General features: G+C 64.1%; 17 protein-coding genes. 7 read left to right on the forward strand and 10 right to left on the reverse strand.

The window, feature by feature from the left end:
• The first annotated feature begins 45 nt into the window (after nucleotides 1-45).
• Nucleotides 46-618, forward strand: a complete 573-nt coding sequence (locus ACUJB0_RS12160; protein ID WP_444845450.1) for a DUF5610 domain-containing protein — start codon at nucleotides 46-48, stop codon at nucleotides 616-618.
• Here ACUJB0_RS12160 and ACUJB0_RS12165 read toward each other — a convergent pair.
• A complete protein-coding gene (locus tag ACUJB0_RS12165; RefSeq protein ID WP_444845451.1) occupies nucleotides 615-1,598 on the reverse strand; it encodes a GGDEF domain-containing protein in 984 nt (327 codons plus the stop codon). The two genes, ACUJB0_RS12160 and ACUJB0_RS12165, sit on opposite strands and share 4 nt — an antisense overlap.
• 142 nt (nucleotides 1,599-1,740) lie before the next feature.
• Here ACUJB0_RS12165 and ACUJB0_RS12170 point away from each other — a divergent pair, with 142 nt between their 5' ends.
• Complete coding sequence (locus ACUJB0_RS12170) at nucleotides 1,741-2,520, forward strand: helical backbone metal receptor (protein ID WP_444845452.1); 780 nt, start codon at nucleotides 1,741-1,743, stop codon at nucleotides 2,518-2,520.
• An 18-nt stretch (nucleotides 2,521-2,538) separates the two neighbouring features.
• Here the strand turns inward: ACUJB0_RS12170 and ACUJB0_RS12175 are convergent, their stop codons facing one another.
• The 4 genes from ACUJB0_RS12175 to ACUJB0_RS12190 all read right to left on the reverse strand — a co-directional run bounded on the left by ACUJB0_RS12175 (nucleotide 2,539) and on the right by ACUJB0_RS12190 (nucleotide 5,976).
• On the reverse strand, nucleotides 2,539-2,910 hold the full coding sequence (locus ACUJB0_RS12175) for an HPF/RaiA family ribosome-associated protein (protein WP_444845453.1): 372 nt from the start codon (nucleotides 2,908-2,910) through the stop codon (nucleotides 2,539-2,541).
• A 69-nt stretch (nucleotides 2,911-2,979) separates the two neighbouring features.
• Nucleotides 2,980-3,645: a DUF1345 domain-containing protein gene (locus ACUJB0_RS12180; RefSeq protein ID WP_444845454.1), complete on the reverse strand. Its 666-nt coding sequence runs from the start codon at nucleotides 3,643-3,645 to the stop codon at nucleotides 2,980-2,982.
• A complete protein-coding gene (locus tag ACUJB0_RS12185; protein ID WP_444845455.1) occupies nucleotides 3,642-4,886 on the reverse strand; it encodes an MFS transporter in 1,245 nt (414 codons plus the stop codon). Before ACUJB0_RS12185 ends, ACUJB0_RS12180 begins: the two co-directional genes overlap by 4 nt.
• A 61-nt stretch (nucleotides 4,887-4,947) precedes the next feature.
• Nucleotides 4,948-5,976, reverse strand: coding sequence for a CDP-6-deoxy-delta-3,4-glucoseen reductase (locus ACUJB0_RS12190; RefSeq protein ID WP_444845456.1), 1,029 nt, complete (start codon nucleotides 5,974-5,976; stop codon nucleotides 4,948-4,950).
• A 12-nt stretch (nucleotides 5,977-5,988) separates the two neighbouring features.
• Between ACUJB0_RS12190 and ACUJB0_RS12195 the strand changes: the two genes are divergently transcribed.
• On the forward strand, nucleotides 5,989-6,867 hold the full coding sequence (locus tag ACUJB0_RS12195; RefSeq protein ID WP_444845457.1) for a Rossmann-fold NAD(P)-binding domain-containing protein: 879 nt from the start codon (nucleotides 5,989-5,991) through the stop codon (nucleotides 6,865-6,867).
• Here the strand turns inward: ACUJB0_RS12195 and ACUJB0_RS12200 are convergent, their stop codons facing one another.
• Nucleotides 6,868-7,131: a hypothetical protein gene (locus ACUJB0_RS12200; protein WP_161092006.1), complete on the reverse strand. Its 264-nt coding sequence runs from the start codon at nucleotides 7,129-7,131 to the stop codon at nucleotides 6,868-6,870.
• A gap of 161 nt (nucleotides 7,132-7,292) precedes the next feature.
• Here ACUJB0_RS12200 and ACUJB0_RS12205 point away from each other — a divergent pair, with 161 nt between their 5' ends.
• On the forward strand, nucleotides 7,293-7,538 hold the full coding sequence (locus ACUJB0_RS12205) for a hypothetical protein (RefSeq protein WP_444845458.1): 246 nt from the start codon (nucleotides 7,293-7,295) through the stop codon (nucleotides 7,536-7,538).
• A 258-nt stretch (nucleotides 7,539-7,796) separates the two neighbouring features.
• On the forward strand, nucleotides 7,797-8,036 hold the full coding sequence (locus tag ACUJB0_RS12210) for a hypothetical protein (protein WP_008445950.1): 240 nt from the start codon (nucleotides 7,797-7,799) through the stop codon (nucleotides 8,034-8,036).
• Nucleotides 8,037-8,108: 72 nt separating this feature from the next.
• Here ACUJB0_RS12210 and ACUJB0_RS12215 read toward each other — a convergent pair whose 3' ends face one another.
• From ACUJB0_RS12215 to ACUJB0_RS12230, 4 genes are all read right to left on the reverse strand, one after another.
• A complete protein-coding gene (locus tag ACUJB0_RS12215; RefSeq protein WP_161084488.1) occupies nucleotides 8,109-8,309 on the reverse strand; it encodes a hypothetical protein in 201 nt (66 codons plus the stop codon).
• A 96-nt stretch (nucleotides 8,310-8,405) separates the two neighbouring features.
• The gene (locus ACUJB0_RS12220) at nucleotides 8,406-9,299 is read right to left on the reverse strand and encodes a glycine-rich domain-containing protein (RefSeq protein WP_444845459.1); all 894 of its coding nucleotides are present in this window, start codon (nucleotides 9,297-9,299) and stop codon (nucleotides 8,406-8,408) included.
• A 138-nt stretch (nucleotides 9,300-9,437) separates the two neighbouring features.
• Nucleotides 9,438-11,285, reverse strand: a complete 1,848-nt coding sequence (locus ACUJB0_RS12225) for a CHASE domain-containing protein (protein WP_444845460.1) — start codon at nucleotides 11,283-11,285, stop codon at nucleotides 9,438-9,440.
• Nucleotides 11,286-11,474: 189 nt separating this feature from the next.
• On the reverse strand, nucleotides 11,475-13,241 hold the full coding sequence (locus ACUJB0_RS12230) for a glutamine--tRNA ligase/YqeY domain fusion protein (protein ID WP_444845461.1): 1,767 nt from the start codon (nucleotides 13,239-13,241) through the stop codon (nucleotides 11,475-11,477).
• 167 nt (nucleotides 13,242-13,408) lie between these two features.
• Here ACUJB0_RS12230 and ACUJB0_RS12235 point away from each other — a divergent pair, with 167 nt between their 5' ends.
• Together ACUJB0_RS12235 and ACUJB0_RS12240 are read left to right on the forward strand one after the other, a co-directional pair.
• On the forward strand, nucleotides 13,409-13,702 hold the full coding sequence (locus ACUJB0_RS12235) for a DnaJ domain-containing protein (protein ID WP_117015446.1): 294 nt from the start codon (nucleotides 13,409-13,411) through the stop codon (nucleotides 13,700-13,702).
• Nucleotides 13,703-13,734: 32 nt separating this feature from the next.
• Complete coding sequence (locus ACUJB0_RS12240) at nucleotides 13,735-14,238, forward strand: hypothetical protein (RefSeq protein WP_444845462.1); 504 nt, start codon at nucleotides 13,735-13,737, stop codon at nucleotides 14,236-14,238.
• Nucleotides 14,239-14,240 lie beyond the last annotated feature (2 nt).

Consider the following 14,240-nt stretch of genomic DNA (forward strand, 5'->3'; position numbering starts at 1 on the left):
TATTGTGCCGATAATTATGGGATACCCCTCATCAGGAGCTAGATCATGGCGACTCCAGTATCGGCAACTCCGGGCAGCTCGGCTGCCACTTCCAGCGTTCCGGCCGCAGCCAAGGACGACGGCAATGTGTCGGTCGCGGCCAAGGCCAAGGCGCAGCTCAATGTATCTATCGTACAAGCTTCCTTGACGGTATCGCTGAATTCTTCCAACGAACCGTTGTCGGTCTTGCTGAAAACAGCGCTGACCGGCATCAACGAGGCGCTTAAGGACGATTTCGGCGACAACGCCATCCAGAACGCCGTGTCGCAGGATAATACGCCGGAAGGCACGGCGAGCCGCATTGTATCGCTGTCGACCGCGTTTTACGATGCTTTCAAACAGCAACACCCGGGCGAGGACGGCGATGCGGTGCTCAACAAGTTCATGGAGACGCTGCAAAAAGGCGTGGACCAGGGCTTCAAGGAAGCGCGCGGCGTGCTGGACGGGCTGAAGGTGCTGAACGGCGACGTCGCCAGCAATATCGACAAGACGTACGAGCTGGTGCAGAAGGGCTATGCCGATTTCGCCGCCGCGCACAAGGCGCAACCAGCCCCGGCCGACACCAAGGGCGCCGCTTAAACCGCCAGCGCGTGATGGGCCACGCGGTTGCGGCCCAGGTCCTTGGCGCGGTACAACGCGGCGTCGGCGGCCGCGATCAGCGCCTGTTCGTCCTGGCCCGGCTGCAGCGTGGCCACGCCGAACGAGGCGGTGATCTGCGGCAGCGGCACGCGCATGTCCGCGAACACCACCGCCTGCTGCATCCGTTCGCACAGGCGCTCGGCCACCGCCACGGCGACCTTGTCGCTGGTGTCGGGCAGCAGCACCATCATTTCCTCGCCGCCGTAGCGCACGGCGAAATCGGTCGGCCGCAGCGCGCTGCTGAGCACGTGCGCGGCGGCGCGCAGGGCCTGGTCGCCGGCCAGGTGGCCGTGGCTGTCGTTGAATTTCTTGAAGTGGTCGAGGTCGATCATGATCAGCGCCAGCGGCGCGTGCGAGCCTTGCGCGGTGGCCACCATGGTCGGCAGCAGGTCGTTGAGCCAGGCGCGGTTGTACAGCCCGGTCAGGCCGTCGATCATCGACAACTGGCGGTAGAACTCGCCCAGCTTCTGGCGCCGGCGCAGCTGCGCGTTGGCGGCGCGGATGCGGAAGGACAGCAGCCGCAGCAGGTTACGCGCCAGCACATTCGATTCGTCGATCAGCTTCCAGACGATGTCGGCCTCGATCACCAGCACTTCGCTCTGCTCCAGCGCGGTGATGCTCGACAGGTTGGCTTCCTCGTCCAACACCGATTGTTCGCCCACGCTTTCGCCCGGCAGTATCTTGCTGACGGTGCCGTCGGCCATGCCGGTGCGGGTGTCGGTGGCGACCGACAGCGACCCGCGCAGCACGATGTACAGGCGGGCGCGGCTGGACTCGGTGACCGCCTGGTCGGCTTCCAGTTGCATGATGGGGCAGGGCGCGAGCAGCTTGGCGATGGTGGTGTCGTCATCGGCGTTGCGCAGCAGCTGCAGGTCGCCGATCTGGTAGCGGGAGGCGCCGAATGTGCTGATTTGTTTCAAAATGGTCTTTCAGGATGCTGTTGGGCAAGCACGGTAATCATAGCTGAACTGAACAGCGCCCTGTGTAAATTTCACCCGCGCAGTTGTTGCACGTTGTATCCGCGGATGCTTCAATGTCGCTTTGCTTACTCTGGATGACAATATGGACTATACCGACGCGGTCGGCACCACACACCGGGCCGATCCGGACGCGCGCATCGTCTCGCTGGTGCCGTCGATTACCGAGCTGCTGTGCGACCTGGGACTGGCCGCGCAGCTGGTGGGGCGCACCGGTTTCTGCATCCATCCGGCCGATGTGGTGCGGACCATCCCCAAGGTCGGCGGCACCAAGGATGTGAATATCGACAAGATCCGCAAGCTGGCGCCGACCCATCTGGTGGTCAATATCGACGAGAACGAGAAGCCGACCGTCGAGCTGTTGGCTGAGTTTATTCCCAACATTGTCGTCACCCATCCGCTGCGTCCGCGCGACAACCTGGAGCTGGCGCGCCTGATGGGCGGGGTGTTCTGCCGCGAGCAGGCCGCCGCCGACTGGTGCGCCGCGTTCGAGGCGGAGTATGCCCTGCTGCGCGCGATGCCGCCGGGTAGCCCGCAGACCATGTTGTACTGCATCTGGCAAGACCCGTGGATGACGATCTCGCGCGACACCTACATCGCGCGCATGCTGGAGGAAATCGGCTGGAGCGTGCCGGACCTGGGCGAGGTGCGTTATCCGCGCTTCGAGTGGTCGGCGGAATTGCTGGCTGGGGTGGATGGGGTGTTGCTGTCGAGCGAACCGTACCGCTTCACGGAAGCGCACGCGGACGCGCTGGAAAAACAGATCGGCAAGCCGGTGTTGCTGGTCGATGGGGAGATGATGTCGTGGTATGGCAGCCGGGCGCTGCAGGGACTGAAGTACTTGCGGGAGCTGGCACGGCGCTAGCTCCCGCCCCCATGTGAATTATTCGGTGTCTTCCGCGTCGGCCTCGACCGGCACGGCGCCGTTGGCGTGACGCTTGTCCTTGTCATGCAGGCGGCCCAGGGCGCTGTCGATGGCGCGCTTGAGTTTATCGGCCGAGCCGGCGATCGCTTGGTGCAGCGTGGCGGCGTGATCGCTGACGGCGATCGGTTGATACCCGGTGACGCGGGCTTCCATCAGGCAGCGGTTGTCGCCGTCGGCCGATTTCTGAACCAGGTTGTCGCTCAGGTGCACTTCGACGCGGGTGATTTGTTCGCCGAAGCGGTGGAGGGCATTGCTCACGACCGTTTGTACATGTTCATCCAGACCGGCATGGCGGTCGATGGTTTTGTCGGCATTGATATTGATTTGCATACGCTTGCTCCTGTTTGTTGAACTGCAAAACAATATTACTCCTTTTCTGCTTAGGTTCGCGTTAAGTCGCTAACCATTGATGAGCGAAGCGGCAATATTGATCGACAGTCCGAGGATGGCCAGGTTGTAGAAGAAGCACAGCACCGACTGCGCCAGCACCACCTGGCGCATGGCGCGGCCGCACACGGCCACGTCCGAGGTCTGCACCGCCACCGAAATGGTGAACGAAAAATACAGGAAGTCCCAGTAGTTCGGCGTCAATTCCTGGTCGGGGAAATGCAGGGGTTTTTCGCCGTCATTCTTGATGTAGTACAGATGCGCGTAGTGCGAGCAGAACATGGTGCCGATCATGAACCATGACCCGGTCAGCGTCAGCACCACGAAGCCGTAGTGGTAGACCATGTCGGCCGGCGGCGAGTCCTTCAGCGTGGACAACTGCGAGACGATGGCCACCAAGCTGATCATGATCACCAGCGACAGCATGGCAAGGATCACCGGTCCCTTTTCATCCTGGCGGCAGGCGGCGCGGCGGATGTCGTGCTGGTCGGCGCGGGCCATCATCCATCCCATCGACAGCAGGTAGGTCCAGACGGTGATATTCCACGCCGTCAGCAGGCGCGCCACCAGCGGCCAGGCGTCCGGCAGCAGCGGTCCGGCGATGGCGCCCAGCGCGATCGCCAGGCTCAGGTGCGGACGGCTGTGGATGATGCCCGGCAGGCGTATGCGGAGTGTCATGATTTTTCCTCGTGGGGGAAGCGGTCCATGCGCGACAGGACGGGGAACAGCACGGCCCAGATGCCGGTCACGGCCAGCGTGGCGGCGCCGCCGAACAGCACGGCACGGGTCAGGCCCATCCAGCCGGCGGTCAGGCCCGATTCGAATTCGCCCAGCTCGTTCGAGGCGCCGATGAAGACCGAGTTGACCGCGCTCACGCGCCCGCGGATCGCGTCCGGCGTTTCGTACTGCACCAGCAGATGGCGCACGTAGACGCTGATCATGTCGCCGGCGCCCATCACGAACAGCGCGGTCAGCGCGACCAGGAAGGTGGAGGTGGCGCCCAGCACCAGCGTGCCGGCGCCGAACACGGCCACGCCGCCCAGCATCCACAGGCCGACCCGGCGCGTGATCGGGTAGAACGCCAGCGCGATCGAGCACACGGCGGCGCCGGCGCCGGGCGCGGTGCGCAGCAGGCCGAGGCCGGTCGGGCCGATGTGCAGCACGTCGTGCGCCAGCGCCGGCAGCAGCGCGGTGGCGCCGCCGAACAGCACGGCGAACAGGTCGAGCGAGATCGCGCCCAGCACCACCGGCTTGGACCACACGAAGCGCAAGCCCTCCAGCACCGTGTGCCAGGTGGCGGGCTCGCGGTTGCTGGGCTGCTTGACCGATTTGACCAGGCACATCAGGATTACCGCCGCCAGCAGCAGCGCCGAGGAAATCATATAAACCGTTTTCGGCCCGGCCAGGTAAAACAGGCCGCCCAGCGTGGGGCCGAGGATGACGGCGACATGGAAGCTCGACGAGCTCAGCGCCACGGCCTGGCTGAAGCGCTCGGGCGGCACCAGGTTGACCAGCATGGCTTGCGTGGCCGGCCCCATGAAGGCGCGCGCGCTGCCGAACAGCACCAGCACGGCGAACACCGGCCACACCGCGCTCAGGCCCACGACCGTGAAGGCCAGCAGCGCCAGGCCGCACAGCAGCTGCGCGCCCATCGCCAGCGCGATCAGCAGGCGGCGGTTGTAGCGGTCGGCGGCGTGGCCGGCGATCAGGATCAGCAGCAGGAAGGGCGCGAACTGCGCCAGGCCGATCAGGCCGAGGTCGAACAGGTTGTGGGTCAGCGCGTACACCTGCCAGCCGATGGCGACGTTCTGCATCTGGACGGCCAGGGTGGCCAGGGTGCGGGCGGTGAGGTAGAGCGAGAAGTTACGGTGGCGCAGGACGCCGAAGCCGTTGGAGGAAGGTGCGGTGCTGTCGGACATTGTCGCTTTCAAGGAGCGGAGCCGGGGGCTCCGCCCCTTGGTCCGCTCCCGGTGGGGAGGTTCAGGGCTGGTGGATGTCGGCTTCGGTGGTGAAGGCGTCGGCGTAGAATTCGTCTTCCGGCAAATGACACTGGGCGACAAAATCGCGCTTGGCCGATTCCACCATGATGGGCGCGCCGCAGGCATACACCTGGTGGCCGGACAGGTCGGGCAGGTCGGCCATGACGGCCGCGTGCACGAAGCCGGTGCGGCCGCTCCAGTGGTCTTCCGGCTGCGCCGACGAGATCACCGGCACATACTTGAAGTTCGGCAGGATCGCTTCCCACTGGCGGCACAGCGCGTCCATGTACAGGTCTTGCGGGCGGCGGCCGCCCCAGTACAGGGTCATCGGACGGGCCGAACCCTGCGCGCGCAGGTGCTCGATGATGGCCTTGATCGGCGCGAAGCCGGTGCCGGAGGCCAGCAGCACCATCGGCTTGTCGCTGTCCTCGCGCACGAAGAAGGTGCCCATCGGGCCTTCGAAGCGCAGGATGTCGCGTTCCTTCATGGTGCTGAACACCTGGTCGGTGAACAGGCCGCCCGGCAGGTGGCGGATGTGCAGGCTCAGCGGCTGGTCCTGGTCCGGCGGCGAGGCCAGGCTGTAGCTGCGGCGCTTGCCGTCGCGCAGCATGAATTCGATGTATTGGCCGGCGCGGAATTTGAGCGTCTCGTTGGCCGGCAGTTGCAGCGTCATCACGACCACGTCCGGCGCCAGTTTTTCCAAGGTCGCCACGCGCGACGGCATCTTGCGGATCGGATAATCGTCGCTGCCGGCCACTTCGCGCACCTCGATCACCAGGTCTTGCTGCGCGGTGGCGCAGCAGAACAGCGAATAGCCGGCCGCTTCCTCGTCCTTGGTCAGCGCGCGTTCCTGGTGGGCCTTGTGCGTGACCGAGCCGGACAGTACTTTGCCCTTGCAGGAACTGCAGGCGCCATTCTTGCAGCCGTAGGGCAGGCCGACGCCGGCGCGCATGGCCGCGGCCAGCACGGTTTCGTCTTCCTCACAGCTGAATTGATGGCCGCTAGGCTGTACAGTGATTTGAAACGTCATACAATCCTTCAAATGAAAAAACTTACTATTCAAAAATTCAAGTTGCCGCGCCTATTGATCGTGGGCTGCGGCGACGTCGGCATGCGCCTGTTGCCGCTGCTGCGCCCGTATTTCCGCGTGTTCGCCACCACCAGCCAGCCGTCGCGTTGCGCCGAATTGCGTGCGCTGGGCGCGGTGCCGCTGGTGGTCGACCTGGACCAGCCCGCCACGTTGCGGCGCCTGGCCGGCCTGGCCAGCCGCGTCGTGCACCTGGCGCCGCCGCCCGCCGAGGGCGCGCTGGACCGCCGCACGCGCAATCTCACCGCCATTTTACCTGAGCATGCCCGTCTGGTTTATGTCAGCACCACTGGCGTCTACGGCGATTGTGGCGGGTTGTTGTTTGATGAGAGCCGTCCGGTGGCGCCGAGCAACGCCCGCGCCGTGCGCCGGGTGGACGCCGAGCAGGTGCTGCGCGGCTGGGCGTGCCGCGCCGGCGGCCATTTGTCCATCCTGCGGGTGCCGGGCATCTATGCCGCCGACCGCCTGCCGCTGAAGCGCCTGCAGGCCGGCACGCCGGCGCTGGTCGAAGAGGATGATGTGTACACCAACCACATCCACGCGGACGACCTGGCCGCCATCATCGCCCGCGCGCTGTTCCGCGGCTTGCCCAACCGCGTGTATCACGCTGTGGACGACAGCGACATGAAAATGGCGGCGTATTTCGACGCGGTGGCGGACGCCCACCGGCTGCCGCGCCCGCCGCGCCTGCCGCGTGCGGAGCTGCGGCAGGTGGTGACGCCGGCCTTGCTGTCGTTCATGTCGGAATCGCGGCGCCTGAGCAACGGGCGCATCAAGCGCGAACTGGGCGTGCGCTTGCGCTACGCCACGGTGGCGCAACTGCTGGAGGGGTGATCAGGCGCGCGGCGGACGCTTCTTCTGCTGCACGCGCTGTTGCTGCTTCTTCTGGGTCTGCACCTTGTTCTGCTTGGCTTCGTACAGGGCGACGGCGTCCTTGCGGGCCTGCTCCGGCGTGCGCATTTCCGGCACGTCGTCGTGGGTGACGAAATATTCGGCGTCCTGGGCGTCGACCACCAGCTTGATGGCGGCGGCGTCGTCGAGGTCATAGATCTCGTGGAGCAGGGTGGTTACTTCGTCGAGGAATTCTTCGTAGGTCATGGGTATGTGTAAAAGCAAGTAAAGACGGGGCGAAACTTGCACTTATGCAAGCCACTTCCGGGGTGTTTGTGCCAAAATGGCAACGCAATTTGTATGAGCCATATCAATCAAGTCCGCACATGATACGATATTGTTAGCTATCCCACGAAGGAGCCATGCGTATGACAGCCACTTCCCATCCTAGCAAGGAGCAGGTCCGTGCCTACATGCACCAGCGAGAATGCGACCGCCGCCCTCCGCCCACTCCCGACGAGATCCGCCGCCAGCTAGGCTGGCACTATTGCTCGTACAACAACAGTTTTCCCGCATCGTCCTCCATCCTCCTCCCTGGCACGATCGCCCAACTGGCCGCTTTGATGGCTGTTGAATGGTGTTTCCGCGCCGCCGGCATCAGCCGTTCCAACTGACTTTACCAATATTTATACCTTTTCTTGTAACAAATCTCTTCCTAGCACAAGAAATAGGGGTAGAATCTCTCTAAATCTCACAGAAATGTCTGATGAGTTAGCCGTTCGTTAACGTAAACGTGTATTATCTCGGCTAAGCACTAAAAACCGGCATAAATGTCTGTGTTTTGTAGTGCTTCATTGGTAATAGAGCTAAAAATTTTTTTTACCCATGTGTCGTTTTTTATCAAAGACGGCCAGAACCTACTGAAAAACATTATGTCTATCAAAGAAATCACCGCATCGCCGACCTACAACCCGAACCGCGTGCTGGACGCCATCATCGAAAAGCTGCAACTGAAAAACGATGCGGCCCTGTCGCGCGCGCTGGAAGTAGCGCCACCGGTCATCAGCAAGATCCGTCACAACACGCTGCCTATCGGCGCGACCATCCTGATCCGCATGCACGAGATCAGCGATTTCAGCATTCGCGAGTTGCGCGAACTGATGGCGGCCTGATCGCCACGAAGAAAACGGCGCGGACCTCTCGGTTACGCGCCGTTGTCTTATGGGGCGGGTCTCGGCTGAAGATCAGGCCGAGGTGCTGATGGTGGTGCCGATGCGCTGGCCGCTGGTGTTGACGGTCGGTGCGGCAGCCACTTGCGGCGGCGCCGGCGGAGCCGGCGGCGTAACGCGTTCGGCGGGTTTGTCCGCCACCTTCACCGGCTCAGGCTGGCGGGGCGGCGTCGCTTGTACGGCGGCAGTACTGGAAGCTACGGTATTGACAGCCATGATGATCTCCCATCATCCATAAATATCCCCAGAGTATGCCACTTATTTGAGCAGCCCGCCTGTTTGCTTTGCGGTGCGTGACGCCAATGCCGGCGGTCAGGCCGACGGGGTCAGGCGTGGACGGTCGCTGTAGAAGCTGGCGATGCGGGCCTGCTCGATGATGGCGTTGGCGTCGGCCGCCGTCTGCAGGCCTTCCGCGACCTTGCCGGGAGCTGCCGAGTAAGCCGTTACGCCCGGTGCTGCCGAGTAGGCGGTCTTGGCGCTGACGCCAGGGGCGGCCGAGTACGCGGTGTTGGCGGCCACGCCAGGCGCTGCCGAGTAGGCGGTCTTGGCGGCGACGCCGGGAGCAGCCGAGTACGCGGTCTTCGCGGCGACGCCGGGCGCGGCGGAGTAGGCGGTCTTCGCGGCGACGCCGGGCGCGGCCGAGTAGGCGGTCTTGGCGGCAACGCCCGGGGCGGCCGAGTAGGCGGTCTTGGCGGCAACGCCAGGGGCGGCCGAGTAGGCGGTCTTCGCGGCAACGCCCGGAGCGGCGGAGTACGCGGTGTTGGCGGCAACGCCCGGCGCGGCCGAGTAAGCCGTCGCGCCAGGCGCGGCCGAGTAGGCCACGTCCTGGTGCATCGCGCCGCGCAGATAGGACTCGCCGAACGTCTCTTCATACAGTTCCTGCATCCGGTTGCCCAGGCGTTCGTGCGCCTCCAGGTCGTCCTCGCCGCGCAGGCCGATGTACGGGAAGTGGTGCAGGAAGTAACCGAACACCGCGTCGCAGTCGACCGCGTATTTCATCGTGTCCAGGATGTGGTAGTGCCAGAAGGTGTCGACGTCGACCAGCGGCGCGGTCTGCTCGTTCGGGAACTGCTTCATCAGGAACAGAAAGCGGCGATATTCGGTCTCGATGGCGTTGGCGCGTTCCAGCGACCAGCCTTCGCCGGACTCCTTGTGCATCAGCTTGACTTTGATTGGTTCCAGGTCCAGTGCGTTGATGACATTCATTGGCGTTTCCTTTGCGATGATGAAGCGGGTTGAAAAATCGAACAAGGTTTGATTTTTATCCGGCGCGCAAGCTGTCCCTTTGATTTTTATCAAGCTTTTGTCGGGAAAATCCTAATGCACTGGGAAAGCGCTGACATTTCATGCGGCGGTGGCGGTGGCGGTGTCGGCGTGGCGGACGCCGGCCTGGAGGCCGTCGTCGGCGGGCGGGATGTACTCGACCGGAACCGAGATCAACACCGTGGTGCCGGCGTTGTGGCCGCCGGTGATGGCGCAATGGCCGCCGAGCAGGCTGATGCGTTCCTCGATGCCGACCAGGCCGAACGAGCCCACCTTGTTGCGGCTGCTTTCGCGCAGGCCGACGCCGTTGTCGCTGATGGTCATGCTGAGCATGCCGCCGGCCTGGCGCAGCTCCACCCGCACCAGGCTGGCGCGCGCGTGCTGGACGATATTGCTCAGCGATTCCTGCAGCACGCGGAAGAAGGCGGTGGCGCAGCGGTCGTCGATGCGGATGTCGCTCTGGTGCTCGATCAGTTCGCAGACCATGCCGGTACGCTGGCGGAACTGCGCGATCTGCCACTCCACCGCCGCGTTCAAGCCCAGGTCCAGCACGGTCGGCCGCAGGTCGTTGATGATGTGGCGCACGCTCTTGATGGTGCTGTCGATCTGCTTGAGCGTGCTGAGCGCGCGTGCGTGCAGGCGCGGGTGGTTCTGCCGGGTGCGCGAGGCCAGCAGGTCGGCCTCGATCCGCAGCACCAGCAGGTTCTGGCCCAGGTCGTCGTGGATTTCCCGCGCGATGCGCTTGCGCTCCTGTTCCTTGATCTGGTCGGCGTGGGCCGCCAGCTGGCGCAGCTTGTGGTGCGACTGCTGCAGCTTGGCCTGGCTGTCGCGCAATTCCTTGGTCATGGCCTTGGCCATCTTGATGGCGCGCAGGCGCGATGACGACAGCGTGTGGAACAGCAGGTAGAACAGCAGCGAGCCGACGAAGCCGCACGCCATCGACAGCCACGGCAGGAAGGCGTCGAAGCGGCTGTACCACACCGACTTGGGCGCGCTGAAATGGGCCGACCACTGGCGGCCGTTGAAGTCCAGCGGCAGCACGATGGTGAAGTGCTCGCCCGCGCGCGGCGAGCCCTTGGCGCTGGCGCGGTTGTCGTACAGCAGCGTTTGCGGCGCGTTGCTGCCGTCGGCGTTCTTGCCCTCGTCGTACAGCATCAGGTGGACGTCGCGCACCTGCATCTGGTCCATGGCCGCGCGCACCAGCCGCGGCACGCTGAAGCCGATGCCCACCGAGCCGATGTAGGCGGCGCGCCGCTGCGCCACGTCGTTCAGCGGCATGTCCTTGCGGTACAGCGGCAGGCGCATCGCCAGCGCCCAGCCCTGGGCGTCGCGGGTGTTTTCGATCGGCATGCCGGAGGTGATCAGCTGGCCGGTGTCGCGCGCCGCCGCGATCGCGCGCGCCGCCTGCTCCCTGGCGTTGATGTCGATCCCGAGCCGGTGGCGGAAGGGCGCCACCGGCTCGATCATGGTCAGCACCGAGTATTCGGCGCGCTGGCCCGGGGGCTTGATGGAGAAGTTCGGGTAGCCGTCCGGCCGGCCGTCGCCGCTGCGGGCCGCCTCGCGCTCGAAGGCGGGTCGCTGGGCGGCCGTCACGTATTGCGTGAAGTTGACGTTGTCGAGCGCGGGAAATTGCCGCTCCAGATCCAGGCCGGCGACGTAGCGGTGAAAGCTGGCGCGGGTGACATGGTCGCTGGCGTCGAAGAAGCTGGCGGTGCCGCGCAGCACGTCGGTGTAGGCGTTGATGCGCGACGTGATGTTGTACTGGGCGTTGCGCGCCTGCTGCGTGAAGCGCGCGGCGGCGTCGTGTTCGATGGTCTTGTAGACCGGCACGTAGAACAGCGCGCCGATCCCGAGCGACAGCAGGACGCCTGCCCACCAGACGGGCTTGGTCGGCGAGAACAACTGTTTTTGCGCAAGTAACGCTGTCATATCGATTGCTTGACGCAGCTCCTGGGACCGGGGGTGTAGGCTGAATATAGGAAATTTTGGCGATGCTAGTCAAGTAATTTTATAAATTTGCTATTTGTCCTGGACGTTCAGCCCGCTGCGCGCCCAAACAAAAGGCCGGCGCCTCCGAGGGGAAGGCGCCGGCCTTGTGGCTTGTCTTGGCTGTTGCGCTTACTTGGCGACCCAGCTGTCCTTCAGCGTGACGATGCGGTTGAACACCGGCTTGCCCGGCGTGGAATCGACGCGGTCGGCGACGAAGTAGCCGTGGCGCTCGAACTGGAAGCGCTGGTCCGGCTGGGCCGCGCTCATGCCCGGCTCCAGATAGGCGGTGACGACTTCCTTGGCGTTCGGGTTCAGCAGCGCGAGGAAGTCCTTGCCGCCGGCGTCCGGGTTGGCGTCGGTGAACAGGCGGTCGTACAGGCGCACCTCGGCTTCCAGCGCGGTGGCGGCGGAGACCCAGTGGATGTTGCCCTTGACCTTGTAGTTGTCCGAGCCCGGCGTGCCCGATTTCGAATCCGGGAAGTAGTTGACGTGCACCGCCACCACTTTGCCGTTCTCGTCCTTGTCGTAGCCGGTGCATTCGGTCACGTAGCCGTGGCGCAGGCGCACCCGGCTGCCCGGCTTGTCGTCGATCGGCGGGTAGTAGCGGAAGTAGCCCTTGCTCGGCACTTCCATGAAGTCCTCTTCCTCGATCCACAGCTCGCGCGTGATCGGGAAGGTGCGCACACCCATTTCCGGGTGGTGCGGGTGGACCGGCGAGGTGCATTCCTCGGTCAGGCCTTCAGGGTAGTTGTCGATGATCAGCTTCAACGGACGCAGCACGGCGGTGGCGCGTGGCGCCTTCGGATCCAGGTCCTCGCGGATGCAGCCCTCGAGCGTGCTCATGTCGATCCAGCCGTCGGCCTTGGTCACGCCGATGCGTTCGCAGAACAGCTTGATCGCTTCCGGCGTGTAGCCGCGGCGGCGCAGGCCGACGATGGTCGGCATGCGCGGGTCGTCCCAGCCGTCGACGATGTTCTCTTCCACCAGCTGGCGCAGCTTGCGCTTGCTGGTGACCACGTAGGTCAGGTTCAGGCGCGAGAACTCGTACTGGCGCGGCACCGGCAGCTTGAAGAAGCCGCCCTCGGACAGCGTGGCCAGCAGCCAGTCGTAGAACGGGCGGTGGTCCTGGAACTCCAGCGTGCAGATCGAATGGGTGATGTTTTCCAGCGCGTCCGAGATCGGGTGCGTGTAGTCGTACATCGGGTAGATGCACCAGGCGTCGCCGGTGCGCACGTGATGGGCGTGGCGGATGCGGTAGATGGCCGGGTCGCGCAGGTTCATGTTCGGCGAGGACATCGCGTCCTCGCTGGTCTTGGCGCGCAGGATGTGCTCGCCGTCGGCGTATTTGCCGGCCTTCATGTCGCGGAAGATCTGCAGCGATTCGGCGGCCGGACGGTCGCGGAACGGCGAGTTCTTGCCCGGCGTGTTGAAATTGCCGCGGTTGGCCGCCATATCATCGGCCGACTGGCTGTCGACGTAGGCGTAGCCTTTTTCGATCAGGTACTCGGCCATCGCGTACAGCTGGTCGAAGTAGTCCGACGCGTAGTGCAGGTGGTGCTCGACGGCGCCGTTGGCGGCCGGGTAGTCGTAGTCAAAGCCCAGCCATTTGACGCTGTCGATGATGGTGTCGACGTATTCCTGCTCTTCCTTGGCCGGGTTGGTGTCGTCGAAGCGCAGGTTGCAGCGGCCCTGGTAGTCGCGCGCCAGGCCGAAGTTCAGGCAGATCGATTTGGCGTGGCCGATGTGCAGGTAGCCGTTCGGCTCCGGCGGGAAGCGGGTGATCACGCTCGGCATGCCTTCGCGGACATGGGTGCCGGCCGCCAGGTCGGATTCGACGATGGCGCGCAGGAAATTGGAGGTCAGGACGGGCGCTGGGCTGTTTTTGTCGTTGCTCATCTGAAAAGTTGGCTTTGCAAAAGTTCGAGTGAAGGGCATTTTACCGTATCCCCTCTATGACGGCGGCGGAAATGCTGCGTTGCGGCGTGGGCGCCGGGATTTTGCCTACCCGGCACAGGTATAATTCGTCTTTAATTGTTTCGGCATCACGGCCCGGAGTTTCCAAAATGGAAAATTATTACAACACGCTGGGTATCGCGCCTAACGCCACCGACGACGAGATCAAGAAGGTGTACCGCTCGCTGGCGATGCGCTTCCACCCGGACCGCAACCAGGCGCCCGGCGCGGAGGCGCGCTTCAAGGCCATCACCAAGGCCTATGAAATCCTGTCCGACCCGGTCAAGCGCGAGGAATACAACCAGAGCGTGAACCACCGCATCATCATCGACCCGGAAGCGGAAGCGTACCAGTTGTGGCGTTCGGTGTTCAACCTGCATGGCACCGTGCTGCCACCGGCCTGAGCCGGTCACACATCAGAAAAAGAAAGCAAGCAATGTCTAGAAAAGTACACCCTGAGTTCGCCTATCAATCGCGCGAACTCGAAGGCCAGATCGAGGGCATCCTGGGCGACCCTCCCGACCGCAAGAACTACCAGCGCATGATCGACGCGCTGGTTTCCGAATACGCCAGCGGCGGCGGCATCGAGGATGTCAACATGCTGGCCTTCGCGCTGGTCGACCACCTGGAGTTCAACAATCCGAAAGGCTTGCTGGCCGAGGCGGAAGACTACGAGTTCGGCGACGCCGGCCGCGTGTTCGCCATGGCCTCGTGCAAGGGCGAGGAGGCGGCGCGCATGTACGCGGCGCTGCAGGAGAACCTGCCGGACCTGGCGCGCCAGGCCATCATCACCGCCTTCCTGTACAAGAATCCGCGCAAGTGGGACGACGACGACCAGTCGCTGGACCAGCTGTCGGCCAACGACGACGGCGACGATGTCGACGACGAAGACCAGGCGACCGACGATTTCGCCCAGATGTTCGATCAGGATGGAGACTAACC

It is taken from the genome of Duganella caerulea, from assembly GCF_040362985.1.
GTDB lineage: Bacteria > Pseudomonadota > Gammaproteobacteria > Burkholderiales > Burkholderiaceae_D > Rugamonas > Rugamonas vulcania.

Excerpts from the sequence above, each read along its gene's own strand:
- ACUJB0_RS12160 (WP_444845450.1), top strand. The coding sequence starts at position 46 with ATGGCGACTCCAGTATCGGCAACTCCGGGCAGCTCGGCTGCCACTTCC.
- ACUJB0_RS12170 (WP_444845452.1), top strand. The coding sequence starts at position 1,741 with ATGGACTATACCGACGCGGTCGGCACCACACACCGGGCCGATCCGGAC.
- ACUJB0_RS12175 (WP_444845453.1), bottom strand. The coding sequence starts at position 2,910 with ATGCAAATCAATATCAATGCCGACAAAACCATCGACCGCCATGCCGGT.
- ACUJB0_RS12180 (WP_444845454.1), bottom strand. The coding sequence starts at position 3,645 with ATGACACTCCGCATACGCCTGCCGGGCATCATCCACAGCCGTCCGCAC.
- ACUJB0_RS12185 (WP_444845455.1), bottom strand. The coding sequence starts at position 4,886 with ATGTCCGACAGCACCGCACCTTCCTCCAACGGCTTCGGCGTCCTGCGC.
- ACUJB0_RS12190 (WP_444845456.1), bottom strand. The coding sequence starts at position 5,976 with ATGACGTTTCAAATCACTGTACAGCCTAGCGGCCATCAATTCAGCTGT.
- ACUJB0_RS12195 (WP_444845457.1), top strand. The coding sequence starts at position 5,989 with ATGAAAAAACTTACTATTCAAAAATTCAAGTTGCCGCGCCTATTGATC.
- ACUJB0_RS12200 (WP_161092006.1), bottom strand. The coding sequence starts at position 7,131 with ATGACCTACGAAGAATTCCTCGACGAAGTAACCACCCTGCTCCACGAG.
- ACUJB0_RS12205 (WP_444845458.1), top strand. The coding sequence starts at position 7,293 with ATGACAGCCACTTCCCATCCTAGCAAGGAGCAGGTCCGTGCCTACATG.
- ACUJB0_RS12210 (WP_008445950.1), top strand. The coding sequence starts at position 7,797 with ATGTCTATCAAAGAAATCACCGCATCGCCGACCTACAACCCGAACCGC.
- ACUJB0_RS12215 (WP_161084488.1), bottom strand. The coding sequence starts at position 8,309 with ATGGCTGTCAATACCGTAGCTTCCAGTACTGCCGCCGTACAAGCGACG.
- ACUJB0_RS12220 (WP_444845459.1), bottom strand. The coding sequence starts at position 9,299 with ATGAATGTCATCAACGCACTGGACCTGGAACCAATCAAAGTCAAGCTG.
- ACUJB0_RS12225 (WP_444845460.1), bottom strand. The coding sequence starts at position 11,285 with ATGACAGCGTTACTTGCGCAAAAACAGTTGTTCTCGCCGACCAAGCCC.
- ACUJB0_RS12230 (WP_444845461.1), bottom strand. The coding sequence starts at position 13,241 with ATGAGCAACGACAAAAACAGCCCAGCGCCCGTCCTGACCTCCAATTTC.
- ACUJB0_RS12235 (WP_117015446.1), top strand. The coding sequence starts at position 13,409 with ATGGAAAATTATTACAACACGCTGGGTATCGCGCCTAACGCCACCGAC.
- ACUJB0_RS12240 (WP_444845462.1), top strand. The coding sequence starts at position 13,735 with ATGTCTAGAAAAGTACACCCTGAGTTCGCCTATCAATCGCGCGAACTC.